This is a genomic window from Phytohabitans flavus (assembly GCF_011764545.1).
Classification (GTDB): domain Bacteria; phylum Actinomycetota; class Actinomycetes; order Mycobacteriales; family Micromonosporaceae; genus Phytohabitans; species Phytohabitans flavus.
In genome coordinates this window covers 6,828,678-6,844,970 of record NZ_AP022870.1, presented here as the reverse complement: position 1 = coordinate 6,844,970, position 16,293 = coordinate 6,828,678, and the positions used below count along the sequence as shown (strand labels likewise).

10 protein-coding genes and 4 pseudogenes are annotated in these 16,293 nt (G+C 70.6%); 5 read left to right on the top strand and 9 right to left on the bottom strand.

From position 1 onward, the window contains the following. Positions 1 to 35: 35 nt before the first annotated feature. Entirely contained in the window at positions 36 to 1,265 is a 1,230-nt protein-coding gene (gene xseA, locus Pflav_RS29895) for an exodeoxyribonuclease VII large subunit (protein ID WP_173039994.1), read from the bottom strand. A 91-nt stretch (positions 1,266 to 1,356) separates the two neighbouring features. On the opposite strand from xseA, the gene Pflav_RS29890 reads away from it, so the two are divergent. Beyond that, positions 1,357 to 2,364 carry a 4-hydroxy-3-methylbut-2-enyl diphosphate reductase gene (locus tag Pflav_RS29890; RefSeq protein WP_173039992.1) on the top strand — a complete coding sequence of 336 codons (1,008 nt, stop codon included), beginning with the start codon at positions 1,357 to 1,359 and terminating at the stop codon, positions 2,362 to 2,364. Here the strand turns inward: Pflav_RS29890 and rmuC are convergent. Beyond that, entirely contained in the window at positions 2,341 to 3,480 is a 1,140-nt protein-coding gene (rmuC, locus tag Pflav_RS29885) for a DNA recombination protein RmuC (RefSeq protein ID WP_173039990.1), read from the bottom strand. The two genes, Pflav_RS29890 and rmuC, sit on opposite strands and share 24 nt — an antisense overlap. Positions 3,481 to 3,533: 53 nt before the next feature. Here rmuC and Pflav_RS29880 point away from each other — a divergent pair. Next, positions 3,534 to 4,306: pseudogene (locus Pflav_RS29880) on the top strand (hypothetical protein). A 90-nt stretch (positions 4,307 to 4,396) separates the two neighbouring features. Then, on the top strand, positions 4,397 to 5,062 hold the full coding sequence (locus Pflav_RS29875) for a hypothetical protein (protein ID WP_173039988.1): 666 nt from the start codon (positions 4,397 to 4,399) through the stop codon (positions 5,060 to 5,062). 741 nt (positions 5,063 to 5,803) lie between these two features. Here the strand turns inward: Pflav_RS29875 and valS are convergent. From valS to Pflav_RS29850, 5 genes and pseudogenes are all read right to left on the bottom strand, one after another. Further along, the gene (valS, locus tag Pflav_RS29870) at positions 5,804 to 8,323 is read right to left on the bottom strand and encodes a valine--tRNA ligase (protein WP_173039986.1); all 2,520 of its coding nucleotides are present in this window, start codon (positions 8,321 to 8,323) and stop codon (positions 5,804 to 5,806) included. A gap of 48 nt (positions 8,324 to 8,371) precedes the next feature. Further along, positions 8,372 to 10,204: an ABC transporter ATP-binding protein gene (locus Pflav_RS29865; protein WP_173039984.1), complete on the bottom strand. Its 1,833-nt coding sequence runs from the start codon at positions 10,202 to 10,204 to the stop codon at positions 8,372 to 8,374. Further along, positions 10,188 to 11,881 (bottom strand): annotated as a pseudogene (locus Pflav_RS29860) (ABC transporter ATP-binding protein). The gene Pflav_RS29865 and the pseudogene Pflav_RS29860 overlap by 17 nt, the downstream one beginning before the upstream one ends. 110 nt (positions 11,882 to 11,991) lie before the next feature. Next, a complete protein-coding gene (locus Pflav_RS29855) occupies positions 11,992 to 12,492 on the bottom strand; it encodes a methylated-DNA--[protein]-cysteine S-methyltransferase (RefSeq protein ID WP_173039982.1) in 501 nt (166 codons plus the stop codon). After that, positions 12,489 to 13,898: a DNA-3-methyladenine glycosylase 2 family protein gene (locus Pflav_RS29850; protein WP_173039980.1), complete on the bottom strand. Its 1,410-nt coding sequence runs from the start codon at positions 13,896 to 13,898 to the stop codon at positions 12,489 to 12,491. Before Pflav_RS29850 ends, Pflav_RS29855 begins: the two co-directional genes overlap by 4 nt. Positions 13,899 to 14,020: 122 nt before the next feature. On the opposite strand from Pflav_RS29850, the pseudogene ychF reads away from it, so the two are divergent. Continuing rightward, a pseudogene (gene ychF / locus Pflav_RS29845) lies at positions 14,021 to 15,105 on the top strand (redox-regulated ATPase YchF). A gap of 25 nt (positions 15,106 to 15,130) precedes the next feature. On the opposite strand, the gene Pflav_RS29840 reads toward ychF, so the two are convergent. After that, positions 15,131 to 15,442, bottom strand: a complete 312-nt coding sequence (locus Pflav_RS29840; protein ID WP_173039978.1) for a 4a-hydroxytetrahydrobiopterin dehydratase — start codon at positions 15,440 to 15,442, stop codon at positions 15,131 to 15,133. A 160-nt stretch (positions 15,443 to 15,602) separates the two neighbouring features. Here Pflav_RS29840 and Pflav_RS29835 point away from each other — a divergent pair, with 160 nt between their 5' ends. Then, positions 15,603 to 16,040 (top strand): (deoxy)nucleoside triphosphate pyrophosphohydrolase, encoded by a 438-nt coding sequence (locus tag Pflav_RS29835; RefSeq protein ID WP_269474641.1) that lies wholly within the window; start codon positions 15,603 to 15,605, stop codon positions 16,038 to 16,040. A gap of 52 nt (positions 16,041 to 16,092) precedes the next feature. Here the strand turns inward: Pflav_RS29835 and Pflav_RS49075 are convergent. Further along, positions 16,093 to 16,281 (bottom strand): annotated as a pseudogene (locus Pflav_RS49075) (succinate dehydrogenase/fumarate reductase iron-sulfur subunit); the annotation flags it as partial. Between the last annotated feature and the right edge of the window lie 12 nt (positions 16,282 to 16,293).

Below are 16,293 nucleotides of genomic sequence, written 5' to 3'. Positions count from 1 at the left end.
CACCCTACCCGCGTGACGCGGGCCGGACGATCACGTCACCCTGGTGAGTCGGTCACCTCGGCGGACAGGTCGCCGGCAGCCAGCCGTACCCGGAGCGCGTCTCCCTTGGCGACATCGGAGGGTGAGCGGACGACGTGGCCGTCGGAGCGCTGGACGATCGCGTATCCGCGGTCGAGCGTCGCGGCGGGTGACAGTGCGCGGAGGCGGGCGAGCGTGTGGCGGAGGTCGCCGCTGGCGGCGGCGAGCTTGTGATCCAGGCAGCGCGCCGCGCGGTCGCGGAGCGCGTCGACTTCCGTGACGCGCTGTTCGATCATGACGTGCGGGCGGGCCAGGACCGGGCGGGACCGGATGGCGTCCAAGCGGTGTTGCTCGCGGTCGAGCAGGCCGGTCACCGCCCGCGCCAGGCGCTGGCGGGCCACACCGATGAGGCGCAGCTCCTCGGCGAGGTCGGGCACGATCCGCTTGGCGGCGTCGGTGGGTGTGGAGGCGCGTACGTCAGCGACGTAGTCGAGCAGCGGGATGTCCGTCTCGTGGCCGATCGCGCTGACCACCGGCGTACGGCAGTCGAAGACCGCGCGGCACAGGGCCTCGTCGGAGAAGGGCAGCAGGTCCTCCACGCTGCCGCCGCCTCGCGCGATGATGATGACGTCGATCGTGTCGTCGCCGTCGAGCACCTTGAGCGCGTCGATGATCTGCGGTACTGCTGTCGGGCCCTGTACGGCCACATTGACGACCCGAAACTCCACGGACGGCCACCGGCGTCGTGCGTTTGTCAGCACGTCCCGTTCGGCGGCCGAGGAGCGGCCGGTGATCAGACCGATCCGTGCCGGCAGGAACGGTGGTCGCCGCTTCCGCTCGCGCGCGAAGAGCCCTTCGGCGGCGAGCAGTTTCTTGAGCTTTTCCAGCCGGGCCAGCAGCTCGCCGAGCCCCACCTGGCGGATCTCGTCGGCGCGCAGGCTGAGCGTGCCGCGCGCGGCGTAGAACTCCGGCTTGGCGTGCAGCACGACCCGGGCGCCCTCGTTCAGCTCCGGGGCGCCGATGTCCAGTACATCGCGGTTTGTCGTAACCGTCAGGCTGAGGTCGGCGGACGGGTCACGCAGCGTGAGGAAGACCGTGCTCGCGCCCGGGCGCCGGCTGATCTGCGCCACCTGGCCGTCGACCCACACCCACCCGAGCTTGGCGACCCACGCACCGATCTTCTGGCTGACCACCCGGACCGGCCAGGGCTCGTCCGCCGTGCTCTTCGGGATTTCCGGCTGCGTCACGCAGGCCAGCCTATGCGGCGCCCGTTCCCGTATCGGGTAATCAAGGCTTCGGGCCGGGCGGTCGGTCCCGAGAGGCACGTACGATGGCGAGGTGACCGAGATCCGCAAGCGCGTGCTGCTGGCCAAGCCCCGTGGGTACTGCGCCGGCGTCGACCGCGCCGTGCAGACCGTGGAGGAAGCGCTCAAGCTCTACGAGCCGCCGATCTACGTGCGCAAGCAGATCGTGCACAACAAGCACGTGGTGTCGACGCTCGAGGCCAAGGGCGCCATCTTCGTCGAGGAAAACGAGGAGGTCCCCGAGGGGGCCATCGTGATCTTCTCGGCGCACGGCGTGGCCCCGGAGGTGTACGAGCAGGCCAAGGCGCGTTCGCTCAAGGCCATTGACGCGACCTGCCCCCTGGTGACGAAGGTGCACCAGGAGGCGAAGCGGTTCGCGGCCGACGACTACGACATCCTGCTCATCGGGCACGAGGGTCACGAGGAGGTCATCGGTACAGCCGGCGAGGCGCCCGCGCACGTCCAGCTCGTCGACGGCCCCGAGGACGCCGACAAGGTGACGGTGCGTGACCCGTCCAAGGTCGTGTGGCTATCCCAGACGACGCTCTCGGTGGACGAGACGATGGAGACCGTGGCCCGGCTCAAGCAGCGGCTCCCGCTGCTCCAGTCGCCGCCCAGCGACGACATCTGCTACGCCACACAAAACCGCCAGCACGTGGTCAAGGAGATCGCGCCGCAGTGTGACGTGGTGATCGTCGTAGGCTCGCGCAACTCCTCCAACTCCGTGCGGCTTGTCGAGGTGGCCCTCGACGCCGGCGCGCGGGGCGGCCACCTGGTCGACTACGCGCACGAGATCGCCGACGAGTGGCTGGAGGGCGCCACCACGGTCGGCGTCACCTCCGGCGCCAGCGTGCCCGACGAGCTTGTCATGCAGGTGCTTGAGCACCTCGCCGCGCGCGGCTTCGCCGACGTGGCCGAGGTCACCACTGCGGACGAGCGGCTGACGTTCTCGCTGCCGCAGGAGCTCAAGCGGGAGATGAAGGCCGCCGCGACCGCCCGGGCCCAGGAGGCGAAGGCCCTAGTCGCCGACCAGCTCGGGTGACTGGGGCTGGCGGGGCGAGATCTCGACCTGCGCCGGCGCGGCCAGCTCGTCGTCGGAGACGCCCAGCTCGGCTAGCTTGCGGGCGCTGACAAGCACGCGCGCCTCCAGCGAGCCGACCGCTTTGTTGTACGCGCTCACCGCGCCACCGAGCGCCCCACCCAGCCGGCTCACGTGCTCGCCCAGCGTGGACAGCCGCCCGTACAGCTCGCGGGCCAGCGTGTGCACCGCCAGCGCGTTGCGGGCGAGCGCCTCCTGGCGCCACACGTACGCCACCGTGCGGAGCAGTGCCATCAGCGTCGCAGGGGTGGCGAGCACCACGTTGCGGGCGAACGCGTGCTCCAGCAGCGTCGGGTCGCGCTGGAGCGCCGCGTCGAGGAACGGGTCGGCCGGCATGAAGAGCACCACGAACTCGGGCGTCTGCTCGAACGCGCTCCAGTACGACTTCGCCGCCAGCGCGTCGACGTGACCGCGCACGTGCCGGGCGTGCGCGTCGAGGTGGGTGTCGCGCCCCCGCTCGTCGCGTGCCTCCATCGCCGCCAGGTACGCCTCGAAGGGCGCCTTGGCGTCGACCACGACCGATCGTCCACCATGGAGCCTGACGACGAGGTCGGGGCGGACGCCCTGGATGTCGTTGGCCGCGGTCACCTGCTCGGCGAAGTCGCAGTGCTCCAGCATCCCGGCCGCCTCGACGATGCGGCGCAGCTGGTGCTCACCCCACCGGCCGCGCACCTGCGGGGCACGCAGGGCGGCGACCAGCTGCTTGGTCTCGGTGCGCAGCTCACCGGAGACGGTGGACATCGAGCGCACCTGCTCGCGCAGCTCCGCGTACGCATCCACGCGCTCCCGCTCCAGCTCGGCCACCCGCTGCTCGTAGCGGCGCAGCGACTCGTGCAGCGGCGCGACCGCCCGGGCCACCGCCTCCTGCGACTGGGCGGTGGCCTCATAGGACAGTGCGCGCATCGACTGCTCCAGCCGCTCCTCGCCCTCGCGGGTGGCGCGCAGCGTGGCGTCGAGGCGGGCGATCTCCGCGCCGGCCCGGGCCCGCGCGGCCAGCCACCCCACGGCGCCGCCCGCGCCGAGGCAGACGACCACCACGGCCAGCGTCGAAATGTCCACGTCCGTGAGCTTGCCAAACGACTACGACGAAACCGGCCGGGTACCGTCGTGACATGGAGTGGTTTTTCCTGGTCGTGTTCATCGTCGTGATCGCCGGTGGTGCGTTCTGGCTGCGGCGGTCGAGCGCGGCTCGGCACGCTCGGGACATCGCGGACGCCCGGGCCGAGGCACAGCGGTGGTACGAGCGGCTGGGCGGCCAGGTCATGAACCTGCACGGTGACGACCCGGCCGTCCGGCAGGCGCTGGTGGACGCGGGTGAGCGGTACACGGCCGCGGGCAGCCAGCTGGAGCAGGCGCGTTCGGTGCGGCAGTTCGCATTGGCCCGGGAGACGGCGATCGAGGGGCTGATGTACGCGCGGGCGGCGCGGCTGGCGCTCGGGCTCGACCCCGGCCCTGACCTGCCGCCGCTGGCCGCCGCGCAGGGCGCCGGGCAGCTGACCGTGGCGCGCGAGGTCGATGTCCAGGGCCAGCACTACAAGGCGGGGCCGCAGCCGGGCAACGACACGCCGTACTACTACCCCGGCGGGCGGGTGCACGGCCGACCGGTGCCGGCGGGCTGGTACTCGCAGCAGTGGTGGAAGCCTGCCCTCGCCGGTGCCGCCGGCGCGATCGGCGGGCTGTTGATCTTTGACGCGCTCTTCTCGCCGGCCTTCGCCGACCCTGGGTACGGGTACGACGCCGGCTTCGCCGAGGGCTACGACGAGGGTGCGGCCGCGGGCGGCGACGGGGGCGACTACGGCGGCGACTATGGGGCGATTACGGCGGCGGCGACTGGGGCGGCGACGCCGGCTTCGGTGGCGGCGACTTCGGCGGCGGCGACTTCTAGCGAGCGCGCCGGAAAGGGCGGTAGGCCCCCGGGACGAGGTAGGGCTAGCCGGATGGTGTTCGCGCGGCCGCGCGGGCAGAGTCGGTTAGCGTGAGCGTAGAGACGCATTCGAGGGCGGGGGTCCAGTCGGTGGCGGTCCAGCCGATGCGGGCCTGGTGGTTCGCGGCCGCCGCGTTGGCGTTCAGCGCCGCGACGGTGACGGCGATCGCGCAGGCGACCGGGCACTTCCACTGGTGGGCCGGATTTGTGCTGGTGCCCGGCGCATTCATCACGGCGGCCAGCGCGCCGTTGCTCGGCCGGGGCGGCGGCCGGGCCATCACGGGCTACCTTGTCGCATGGGTCGGCTTGATCGTTTTCGCGGTCGGCGCCATGCTGATGTTCGGCGTGATGAGCGAGGGCTGGCCAGCCATGATCATCATGCCCACACTCGCCATCGCCGGTACCTACGCGTGGCGCCCGCAGCACCCGATCGCCCGCGTGTTCCACCGGACGATCGCCACGCTGGCGCTCTGCGGCACCTCGCTAGGCGTGCTGTTTCTGCTGATGAACGCCGACCTGGTCGACTTCGGCGACGCCCACTGGTGGGGCGGCTACATGATGGCCGCGGGCGTGGCGGTCGCGGCCAACGGGCTGGTGCTGCTCCGCCACAGGATCCAGTACCGGTTGCAGGCGGTCACGCTAGCGGTCTTCCCCGCCCTGATCGTCTTCCTGCTAGGCCTCCGCATCCTGCGCGGCGACTGGCCGACCGAGTTCTAGACCACCTAGCGCCTGCATCCTGCGCGGCGACTGGCCGACCGGGTTCTAGACCACATTTCAAAGACCGAGATCTTGGGCTACCGCGGCGTCCGTCGTGGTCCAGACCGCTGCTCCCGCGGCCTCACCCTCCGCGCTCCACAAGCCAAACCCCGGGCCGGCATGGCCTGGTGAGGCTGCGCCCCACCAGGCCGCGCGATGCGCGGAGCCGGCGAATCTTGACCGGTTGCTTCCCTCGATCGCTGCGTGCTCCGATCCCATCGGCCAACCACGGCGATGGTCGCGGATAGCCGGGCACAGTCGAAAGGGGGCGCGGCCTTGATCGGTGGCTGCTCTGGTCGTCCGTGGCGATTCATTGCCCCTGTCGAGCCTGTCGCAGAATCGCCAGATTCGCTTGAAATGAGGGTCTCGTTGACCCTCGCCGGCCGCCGTTCGGCGGCCAGCGGCGGACACAGCCGTGTTTTCTCGACACACGCTGTAGTCGGGCAATTTTGCGACAGGCTCTGTCGGGGTAATTTTTCGCCACGGACGCGGCGCGGAAGGGCGCTACTGACCCCCCGGCCACCAGGCCGGGACGGGGCGGTGTCGGCGGCCGGCAGGCCGGCTGGGGTTGTGGACAGCGGAGGGTGAGGCCGCGGGAGCGACGGTCTGGACCACGGCGGGCATCGCGGTAGCTCACTCTTGAACTGGTCTTCTGGTGCCGTTGGAAAGGGCCGGTCCCTGGCCGGACCGGCCCTTTAGATCTCAGAACGCGCAGGCGATGACCAGCTCGGGCGTGCGGTCGGGGAGCAGGTCGAGCCGCTCGATCCGTCCGGCGGCTTTGAAGTCGCCGGCCACGCGGGCCAGCCGGTCGAGCTGCTCGGCCGGGCCGAGTGCCTCGGCCAATGGGACGTCCGCTCGCATCGACAACCGTCGGTCCGACTTGGCGCGTCGCACCTGGGTCAGGGCGGCGCTGGCCACCTTCAGCAGCTCGGGGTCACCGTCGCCGGTCAGCTCGTACCGGCTTGGCCACGGCGCGCGGTGCACCGAGCCGTACCGCCACCACGACCACACCTCCTCGGTCGCGTACGGCAGGAACGGCGCGAACAGCCGCAGCTGCACCGAAAGCGCGGTCGCGAGTGCCGCGCGGGCCGAGTCTGCGCCCTCGCCCGACCCGTACGCCCGCTCCTTGACAAGCTCGATGTAGTCGTCGCAGAACGTCCAGAAGAAGCCCTCGGTCGCCTGGAGTGCGGCGGTGTGGTCGTACTCGTCGAGTGCCGCCGTGGCCGTGCGCAGCGTAGTGGCGAGGCCGGCCAGCATCGACGCGTCGAGCGGCTCGGTCACCGGCGAGCGCAAGGCCTCCGCCGCGCCCAGCCCGAGCGCGAACTTGGAGGCGTTGAGCAGCTTCGTCGCCAGCCGCCGGCCCACCTTGATCTGCCTTGGCTCGTACGCGAGGTCGGTGCCGGGGCGGCCGCTCGCCGCCCAGTACCGGACCGCGTCGGCGCCGTGCTCCTCCAGCAGTGCCATCGGCGTGACCACGTTTCCCTTGGACTTCGACATCTTCTTGCGGTCGGGGTCCAGGATCCAGCCGGACTGCACGGTGGTGTGCCACGGGAGCACGCCCTGCTCCAGGTGGGCGCGCACCACCGAGGTGAAGAGCCAGGTGCGGATGATCTCCTGTCCCTGCGGGCGCAGGTCCATCGGGAACACCCGCCCGAACAGGTCAGGGTCCGTCTCCCACCCACAGATGATCTGGGGTGAAAGCGAGGAAGTGGCCCAGGTGTCCATCACGTCCGGATCGCCGATGAAGCCGCCCGGCTGCCCCCGCTCCTCGGCCGTGAACCCAGCCGGAATGTCCGAAGATGGGTCGATCGGTAGCAGTGCCTCACTGGGTGTGAGAGGGTTGTCGTGGTCCGGCTCGCCAGTGCCGTCGAGCCGGTACCAGACGGGAATCGGCACGCCGAAAAAGCGCTGCCGGCTGATCAGCCAGTCGCCGTTGAGCCCGCTCACCCAGTGTTCGTACCGGTGGCGCATGTGCTCCGGCACCCAGCGCAGCTCCCGCCCCCGCGCGAGCAGCGTGTCCCGCAGGCCGGGGTCGCGACCGCCGTTGCGGATATACCACTGGCGGGTGCCCACGATCTCCAGCGGCTGCTCGCCGTTTTCGTAGAACTTGACCGGGTGCGTGATCGCCCGCGGCTCGCCGACCAGGTCTTCGCCCAGCAGCTCGACGATGGCCTTGCGCGCGGCGTTCACCGTGAGCCCGGCGAGCGCCCCATACGCCCCGGCCGGCACGTCCGCGGGTGGCTCGGGCAGCAGTCGCCCGTCCCGCCCGATCACCACGCGGGTGCCCAGCTGTAGCTCCCGCCACCAGGTCACGTCGGCCAGGTCACCGAACGTGCACACCATCGCGATGCCCGTGCCCTTGGCCGGGTCGGCGAGCGGGTGGGCGTGGACCGGCACCTCCACGTTGAACAGAGGCGTCCGCACGGTGCGGCCGACCAGCGGCGCGTACCGCTCGTCGGACGGGTGGCACACCAGCGCCACGCAGGCCGGCAGCAGCTCGGGCCGGGTGGTCTCGATGTACACCGGCTCGCCGTCCGGGCCGTGAAAGCGCAGCTTGTGGTACGCGCCTGGGCGCTCGCGATCCTCCAGCTCCGCCTGCGCGACGGCGGTGCGGAAGCCCACGTCCCAGAGCGTCGGCGCCTCGGCGGTGTACGCCTCACCGCGCGCCAGGTTGCGCAGGAACGCCCGCTGCGAGGCGAGCCGGGCGCGGTGCCCGATCGTCGTGTACGTCAGCGACCAGTCCACCGACAGCCCGAGCCGCCGCCACAGCGCCTCGAACGCCTGCTCGTCCTCGGCTGTGAGCCGCTCACACAGCTCGATGAAGTTGCGCCGCGAAATGAGCTGCTGCTCGCCCGTCGGCGTCCACTCCGGGTCGTACGGGATCGACGGGTCGCAGCGCACCTTGAAGACATTCTGCACGCGGCGCTCGGTCGGCAGGCCGTTGTCGTCCCAGCCCATCGGATAGAAGACCATCTTGCCCCGCATGCGCTGGAAGCGGGCCACGAGATCGGTGTGCGTGTACGAGAAGACGTGCCCCATGTGCAGCTCGCCCGATACGGTCGGCGGAGGTGTGTCGATCGCGTATACGTCCGAGCGGCCTTTCGACCGGTCGAACGCGTACGTGCCCTCCTCCTGCCAGCGGCGCGCCCACTTCTCCTCCAGCCCGTCCAGCCTGGGACGGTCCGGGAGACCGGGGCGCGCGTTCCGCACCGTATCAGTCATGCGTTAGAGCGTACGGACGCCGGCACGACCAGGCACCGTGATATCGACTCAGACCAGCGAGTCGCGCCACTGCCGGTGCAGGTCGGCGTAGCGGCCACCACCGGCGATCAGGTCGTCTGGCGGGCCGTCCTCCACGATGCGTCCGGCTTCCAGGACGAGTACCCGGTCGGCGATCTCCACTGTGGACAGGCGGTGGGCGATGACGAGTGCGGTGCGTTCGCGAAGGATGGTGCGCAGGGCCCGCTGGACAAGGCGTTCGCTGGGGACGTCAAGCGACGAGGTGGCCTCGTCGAGGATGAGGACCGTGGGGTCGGCCAGGAAGGCGCGGGCGAAGGCGACAAGCTGCCGCTGCCCCGCGGAGAGGCGGCCGCCGCGGCGGTGTACGTCGGTGTCGTACCCGTGGGGGAGGGCTTCGATGAAGGCGTCAGCGCCGATGGCGCGGGCGGCCTTGGCCACTTCCTCGTCCGAGGAACCCGGGCGGCCGAAGCGGATGTTGTCGGCGACGGTGCCGGAGAAGAGGTGGTTTTCCTGAGTGACCATGACGACGGCGCGGCGTAGGTCGGCGTCGGCGACCTCGCGCAGGTCGATGCCGTCGAGCGTGACGGTGCCGCCGACCGGGTCGTAGAAGCGGGCGACGAGCTTGGCGATGGTGGACTTTCCGGCGCCGGTGGGGCCGACCAGGGCGACGGTCTGCCCGGCCGGGACGTCCAGGTCCAGGGTGGGCAGGATGGGCTGGTCGGGGCGGTAGTGAAAGCAGACCGAGCGGAAGGTCAGGGCACCACCGCCGCCGGCCGGGAGCGCCGCGGCTGTCGCGGGCTCGGGTACGGCGGGCTTCTCGTCAAGTACGCCGGCGAGCTTTTCGAGTGCGGCGGTGGCGGACTGGAGCACGTTGTAGAACTGGCTCAGCTCCTGCATGGGTTCGAAGAAGCGGCGTAGGTAGAGCAGGAACGCGGCGAGGACGCCGATCTCGGTGTGGCCGTGCATGACCTGCCAGCCGCCGTAGGTGAGGACGACGGCGATGGCGATGTTGCCGATGACCTTGATGCCGGGCGAATAGATGGCGATGAGGCGGAAGGCGTGCAGGTTGGCCTGGCGGTAGTCGTCGTTGAGGTCTTCGAAGATCTGTTGGTTGCGGGGCTCGCGCCGGAACGCCTGCACCGCGCGGATGCCGCCAAGTGACTCCACGAAGTGGACGATCACCAGGGCGACGGCTTCGCGGGTCCGGCGGTACGCGCGGGCGGAGGCGCGGGCGAACCAGCGGGACAGCCACAGTAGGAACGGGAAGGCCAGCAGCGTGACGGCGGCCAGTGGGGCGTCGAGCCAGAGGAGGATGCCGGCGACGGAGAGTACGGAGAGGCCGGCGAGCACGAGGTCGTCGATGCCGCCGTCCACGAGCTCGGCGATGGAGTCCATGTCACTGGTGAGGCGGGCCACGACCCGGCCTGAGGTGTACCGCTCGTGGAAGTCGACGGAGAGGCGCTGGAAGTGGTCGTACACGCGCTGGCGCAGGTCGAGCAGGACGGCCTGGCCGATCCGGGCGGAGAGGATGAGGAAGCCGCGCTTGCCCAGGTACTCTCCAGCGGCCGCGGCCAGGAACGCGGTGGCGATCGCGATCAGCGGGGTCATGTCGCCGTTGTCGCGCAGGGGTGGGATGCCCCGGTCGATGCCGAGCATGACCAGGTACGGCCCGGCCATGCCGGCCGCGTTCTGCAACAGCAGTAGCCCGATGGCGAGCCCGAGTGCCCGGCGGTGCGGGCGGATCAGCGAGCCGAGCAGCACCCGGCTGCGGGCGCGCAGCCGGACGACCGATCCGGTCTCCGCGAGGGTCTGATCGGCGGCCCCGTCCGCCGCGCGGCCGCGCCAGCTATCGGCTGACGACATCGTCCGGGACACCCAACGCTTCGGCGGACAGGGCGGCGCGGTAGGCAGGCACGGTCTCGAGCAGCTCCGAGTGGGTCCCGATCGCGGCGATCTCACCGCCGTCGAGGAGCGCCACCCGGTCGGCGAGGGCCACTGTGGACGGTCTGTGCACGACGAGCAGCGCGGTGGTGCCGTGCAGCACCCGGGCGAGCGCCTCCTCCACGAGCGCCTCGGTGTGTACGTCGAGTGCGGAGAGTGGGTCGTCCAGCACCAGCACGCGCGGATGGCCGATAACCGCGCGGGCCAGCGCGAGCCGCTGCCGCTGCCCGCCGGAGAGGGAGAGCCCCTGCTCGCCGATGCGGGTGTCGAGCCCCCACGGCAAGTCGTACACGAAATCGGCCTGCGCCACCCGTAGCGCCTCGTAGATCTCGTCGTCGGTGGTCTCCCGGCGGCCGAGCGTCAGGTTTTCCCGCACCGACATCGAGAAGAGCGTCGGGTCTTCGAACGCCATGCCCACGAGGCGCCGCAGCGAGTCGAGCTGGATGTCCCGGATGTCCCGCCCGTCGAGCGTGATCCGCCCGCCGGTGACGTCGTAGAGGCGGGGCAGCAGCGAGACAAGGCTTGTCTTGCCGCATCCCGTGGCGCCGACGATGGCAAGCGTCTCGCCTGGTCGCACGTCCAGGTCGATGCGGCGGAGTACAGGCGCATCCGTGCCCGGGTAGGTGAACCCCACCTTCTCGAACCGCACGTGGCCACGGGACTCGGCCACCGTGACCGCACCCGGCCTGTCCACGATGGAGGGCGGGGTGTCGAGCACCTCGTAGATGCGGTCGGCGGCGGTCATCGCCTCCTGCGCGTTCGCGATGATCCAGCCGAGCGACTCGATCGGCCAGATCAGCATCAGCTGTAGCGAGACGAACGCGACGAGCTCGCCCAGCGTCATGCCGCCCGAGGCGACCGTCGCCGAGCCGGCGACAAGCACCACCGCGAGCGTCAGGTTGGGCACCAGGTCGAAGCGGGCCGAGCTGAGTGCGAGCAGCCGCCCCTTGCCGATCGCCGTGTCGTGCAGCTGACGAGCCTCCTGGCCGAAGCGCTTGGCCATGAAAGGCCGCCGCCCGAACGCCTTGATCGTGCGCAGCCCTGCGCGGACTCCTCGACAAGCGTGGCCACGTCGCCCAGCTCGTCCTGCATCCGCCGGGAGGCGGCGATGTACGCCTTCGAGAAGCGCCGGCTCAGGATGAACAGCGGGATCGCGCTCGCCGCCACGAGCAGCCCGAGCGGCCACCGCAGGTGGATGAGGAGCGCGACCACCGTCACATACGTGGCCAGGTTGACGACCAGGAAGACCAGCCCGAACGACAGGAACCGCCGGATCACCGACAGGTCGGTGGTGACCCGCGACAGCAGCTGCCCGGACTGCCACTGGTCGTGGAAGCCGATCTGGAGGCGCTGGAGGTGGGCGTAGACGTCGTTACGGATCGTGGCTTCCATGCCCAGCGCGGACGCCGCCTGGGTCCACCGCCGGATGAAGATGAGCCCCGCCTCGATGAGGCCGAACGCGGCGACGAGACCGCCGAGCCACCACAGGCCGGTCGGGTCGCGGTCGACGATCGGTCCGTCGACGACGCGCTGGACCACCAGCGGCACGGCAATGCTGGCGCCCGTGGCCGCGAAGGCCGCGAGCACCAGCCACACCATAAGAGTCAGATAAGGACGGACATAACGACGGATACGCCACAAGTTGTGCACTGGACGCCGTCGGTCACCGTCGTAGTGCACACAGTGACGGTAGCCGTTATGTCTGACGTTTACGAGTTGGTTGTCCGCTCGTGCGCCAGAAGCCACTTCTTGATGTCTAGCCCCCAGCGGTAGCCGCGTAGCGTGCCGTCGGTACCCAGGACGCGGTGGCACGGAACGAACAGCGCGACCGCGTTCCGGGCACAGGCGGTCGCCGCGGCCCGGATCGCCGCCGGCCGGCCGGACAGCTCGGCGAACCCGGTGTACGTGACCGGCTGCCCCGGCTTCACCTCGCGCAGCACCTCCCAGGCGTGCGCGAGGTACTGGCCGCCGGTGCGCTGCTCGACCGGTACCTCGTCGATCGCGGTCAAATCACCATCCAAATAGGACAGCACCGCCTCGCTGACCGGTCCGAGGTCCGGTCGCGGCCGCGGCTCCTCCCTCAGGCTCCGGTGTACCAGCGGGAGCAGCTGCCCCACGTCCGTGGTGAAGCCGGCCGCGCGTACCGCGCCCGCGTCGCTCACCAGGATCGTGAACGGCCCGGCGGCGGTTTGCACAACAGTGCTGTTCATCCTTGTCTCCAGAGTCGGATCAGGGCGTACGAGCGCCACGGCGCCCAGCGGGCGGCGTGCGCGTCGAGCGCCTTCGGATCGTCGGGAAGCCCGAGCGCCTTCGCGCCCCGGCGCACGCCCAGGTCGGTGGGGAGGAACGAGTCCGGGTCGCCGATCCCGCGCATCGCGACGTAACTGGCGGTCCAGGAGCCGATGCCGGGCAGCTTGGTGAGGTTGTGGACGGCTTCCTCCCGGTCCGCGCCCGGGTCGAGGTCCAGCTCGCCGCTGGCGACCGCTGACGCGAGCGCCCGGATCGTGTCCCGCCGCGCGCCCGGCATCTTGAACGCCTCGTCCGGCAGCGCCAGCACCTCCTCCGGTGTGGGGAACGGGCTGAGCTGCTCGCCGGAGGGCACAAGCCGCGAGAGCACCTTGCGGGCGGCGACCACCGAGATCTGCTGGCCGACGATCGCCCGTACCGCCATCTCGAAGCTGTCCACCGAGCGGGGCACCCGTACGCCCGGCTCTTTCGCGACCGAGGCCGCGAGCGCCTCGTCCTCGGCCAGCACGGCGTCCACCGCCACCGGGTCGGCGTCCAGGTCGAGCAGCCGGCGGCAGCGGGCCACGGCCGGCGATAGGTCGCGTACGTCGGAGAGGCGCAGGAGGGCGGCCACGTAGCCGGGGGTCGGGGTCAGCTCGACCGTGCCGCAGCCGTGCGGCAGGCGCAGCGCCCGCCGGTACGTCGTCGCGTCCACCTCCTCCACGCCCGGTATCGCCCGCAGCGCCAGGAACTCCACCAGCGACTCGGCGTGCAGCGGCGGCCGGTACGCCAGGCGGAGGTGGATCGCGCCGGGCTCGGGTGCCGGTCCCCGCCTCGGCTTGCGCAGTGCCGACGGCGGCGACCCGAAGACCTCGCGGATCGTGTCGTTGAACTGCCGTACGCTGCCGAACCCGGCCGCGAACGCGATCTCGGCCAGCCCGAGGTCGGTCGTCTCGATCAGGATGCGCGCGGTCTGCGCCCGCTGTGCCCGGGCCAGGGCGAGCGGCCCCGCGCCGAGCTCGGCCGTGAGCATCCGGTGCAGGTGCCGCTCGGTGTAGCCGAGGCGGCTGGCCAGCCCCGGTACGCCGGCGCGGTCCACCACGCCGTCGGAGATCAGCCGCATCGCCCGGCCGACCACGTCGGCGCGGACGTCCCACTCCGGCGAGCCGGGCGCCGCGTCCGGGCGGCACCGCTTGCAGGCCCGGAAGCCGGCGCGCTGTGCGGCGGCCGCGGACGGGTAGAAGCGCACGTTTTCCGGCTTCGGCGTGACGGCGGGACAGGACGGCCGGCAGTAGATGCCGGTCGAGGTGACCGCGGTGTAGAACCAGCCGTCGAACCGCCCGTCACGGCTGTCCACGGCCCGGTAGCACCGCTCGAAGTCCAACTCCACGCTGTCGATCGTGCCCGGACCGCGAGCCAGAAGCTCGCGGTTTTCGGACACGACCGTGTGACGAGCCGTCGAGGGAGTCCGCGTGGCCGGCGGGTGCCGGGCGGCGCGTAGACTGGCGGCCCGTGAGTCTCACGATCGGCATCGTCGGCCTGCCCAACGTCGGCAAGAGCACGTTGTTCAACGCGCTGACCAAAAACGACGTCCTCGCCGCCAACTATCCGTTCGCCACGATCGAGCCGAATGTTGGCGTCGTCGGCCTGCCTGACCCGCGGCTGGGCAAGCTCGCGGAGCTGTACGACTCACAGAAGGTGATCCCCGCGCCGGTGTCGTTCGTTGACATCGCCGGGCTCGTCCGCGGCGCGTCGAAGGGGCAGGGCGGGGCAACGCGTTCCTCGCCAACATCCGCGACGCGAGCGCGATCTGCCAGGTCGTCCGCGCCTTCTCCGACCCGAATGTCGTGCACGTCGACGGCAAGGTCTCGCCCGCCGACGACATCGAGACGATCAACACCGAGCTGCTCCTTGCCGACATCCAGACGCTCGACAAGGCGCTGCCCCGGCTGGAGAAGGAGGCGAAGCTCCGCAAGGAGCGGGCGGCGATCGCCGCCGCCGCATCAGCCGCCGCGAAGCTGCTCAACGAGGGCACGACCCTCTACGCCGGCGCCACCGCGGCCGGCATCGACGTGGCCGAGCTGCGCGAGCTGCACCTGCTGACCACGAAGCCGTTCCTCTACGTCTTCAACGTCGACGAGGACGAGCTGGCCAACGCGGAGTTCCTGGACGAGCTGAGCGCACTCGTCGCGCCCGCCGAGGCGGTCTTCATGGACGCGAAGGTGGAGTCCGAGCTGATCGACCTGTCCGAGGAGGAGGCCCGCGAGCTGCTGGAGTCGATCGGCCAGCCGGAGCCGGGGCTGCACCAGCTGATCCGGGTCGGGTTCCGCACGCTCGGGCTCCAGACGTACCTGACGGCAGGGCCGAAGGAGGCGCGGGCCTGGACCGTCCCGGTCGGGGCCACCGCGCCGGAGGCAGCGGGTGTGATCCACTCCGACTTCCAGCGCGGCTTCATCAAGGCCGAGATCGTCTCGTTCGACGACCTGATGGAGGCCGGGTCCATGGCCGCGGCCAAGGCGGCCGGCAAGGTGCGCATGGAGGGCAAGGACTACGTGATGCGGGACGGCGACGTCGTCGAGTTTCGCTTCAACGTCTGACCTGGCCGCGTTGCCTGATGCGGCCTCACGCTTCGCCGGTCACGGTCCGGTACGCGTCTTCGATGCGGGCGGCGAGCGTGACCACGCCCTCGGTGATGTCTTCGCTGTCGCGTGGCGTCAAGCGGATCTGGGTGCGGCCATCGAGGCGCCGTACCTCCGGCTGGAGGTGTAACGCATCGGCGACTACCTTGATACGCTCGGTGAGTGCTGCGTGTTGTGAATCGTCGATTACCAGCGTGCGCTTGATCTGCCGACCCTCCCGGGTCCAACCAGGCAGCAGGGTCAGGGCGTCGCTGAGGTAGTCACGGGCCGCCCTGCTTCCCCACAGAGCACGCATATGTCACACCTCCCAGGCGTCGTTGCCGGCTTGTGGCCAAATCGTCGCCATCTCGTCATCGTTCGGTGCCCCCAGTCTTGCCGCTAACCGGCTGGTGTGTCCACGCCCACATTTCCGTCTTCTGGTGCCGTACGGGACGGCTCAGGCACCCGAATTCTTTATTGATCTGGAAGGCTGGTCGGCCGTGCAGTCCGAACGGATTAACCAAAGGATCATCGTCGGCGCCGCGATCATCGTAGACGGGAAGGTTTTGGCGTGTGCTCGGTCTGATCCTCCCGAAATGGCCGGTATGTGGGAGTTTCCCGGTGGGAAGGTCGAACCTGGCGAGTCGGACGTGGAGGCACTCGTCCGCGAGTGCGAGGAAGAGCTCGGTGTACGGGTCGCGGTCGGCGAGCGCGTAGGGGAAGACGTGCTCCTCGGACACGGGCGTGCGCTGCTGCGCGTGTTCACGGCTGAGCTGCTCGACGGTGGTGTGCCGCAGGCGCTGGAGCACGAGGAGCTGCGCTGGCTCGGCACCGAGGAGCTGCTCTCCGTGCAGTGGCTGCCAGCCGACGCGCCGATCGTGGCCGCCCTGCCACCGTTCCTGAAGCGGCAGTAGGGCCTGACGTGAGAAGGCGCCCCGGGAGTGTCCCGGGGCGCCTTCGCCATGCTCAGCCTTGCTCAGTCCCGCTCGGGTGTGCGTAGTTGAGACCCTCCGGCGGGAGAGGGAACGTCTGGTCGTCGCCGAACGGCGACGGGCCGCCCGGTCGGTCGGCCGTGATCTCGGAGATCGGCAGGCGGCCGGTTTCGTCAACCGGGGCGGCCTGCGGCTGCGGAATCTCGCGGTGCCAGTTGAGCCCATGGTGCTGCGC

Coding starts and splice junctions, on each gene's coding strand:
- Pflav_RS29855 (WP_173039982.1), bottom strand. CDS start 12,492: ATGAACAGCACTGTTGTGCAAACCGCCGCCGGGCCGTTCACGATCCTG.
- Pflav_RS29865 (WP_173039984.1), bottom strand. CDS start 10,204: ATGTCGTCAGCCGATAGCTGGCGCGGCCGCGCGGCGGACGGGGCCGCC.
- valS (WP_173039986.1), bottom strand. CDS start 8,323: ATGACTGATACGGTGCGGAACGCGCGCCCCGGTCTCCCGGACCGTCCC.
- Pflav_RS29840 (WP_173039978.1), bottom strand. CDS start 15,442: ATGCGTGCTCTGTGGGGAAGCAGGGCGGCCCGTGACTACCTCAGCGAC.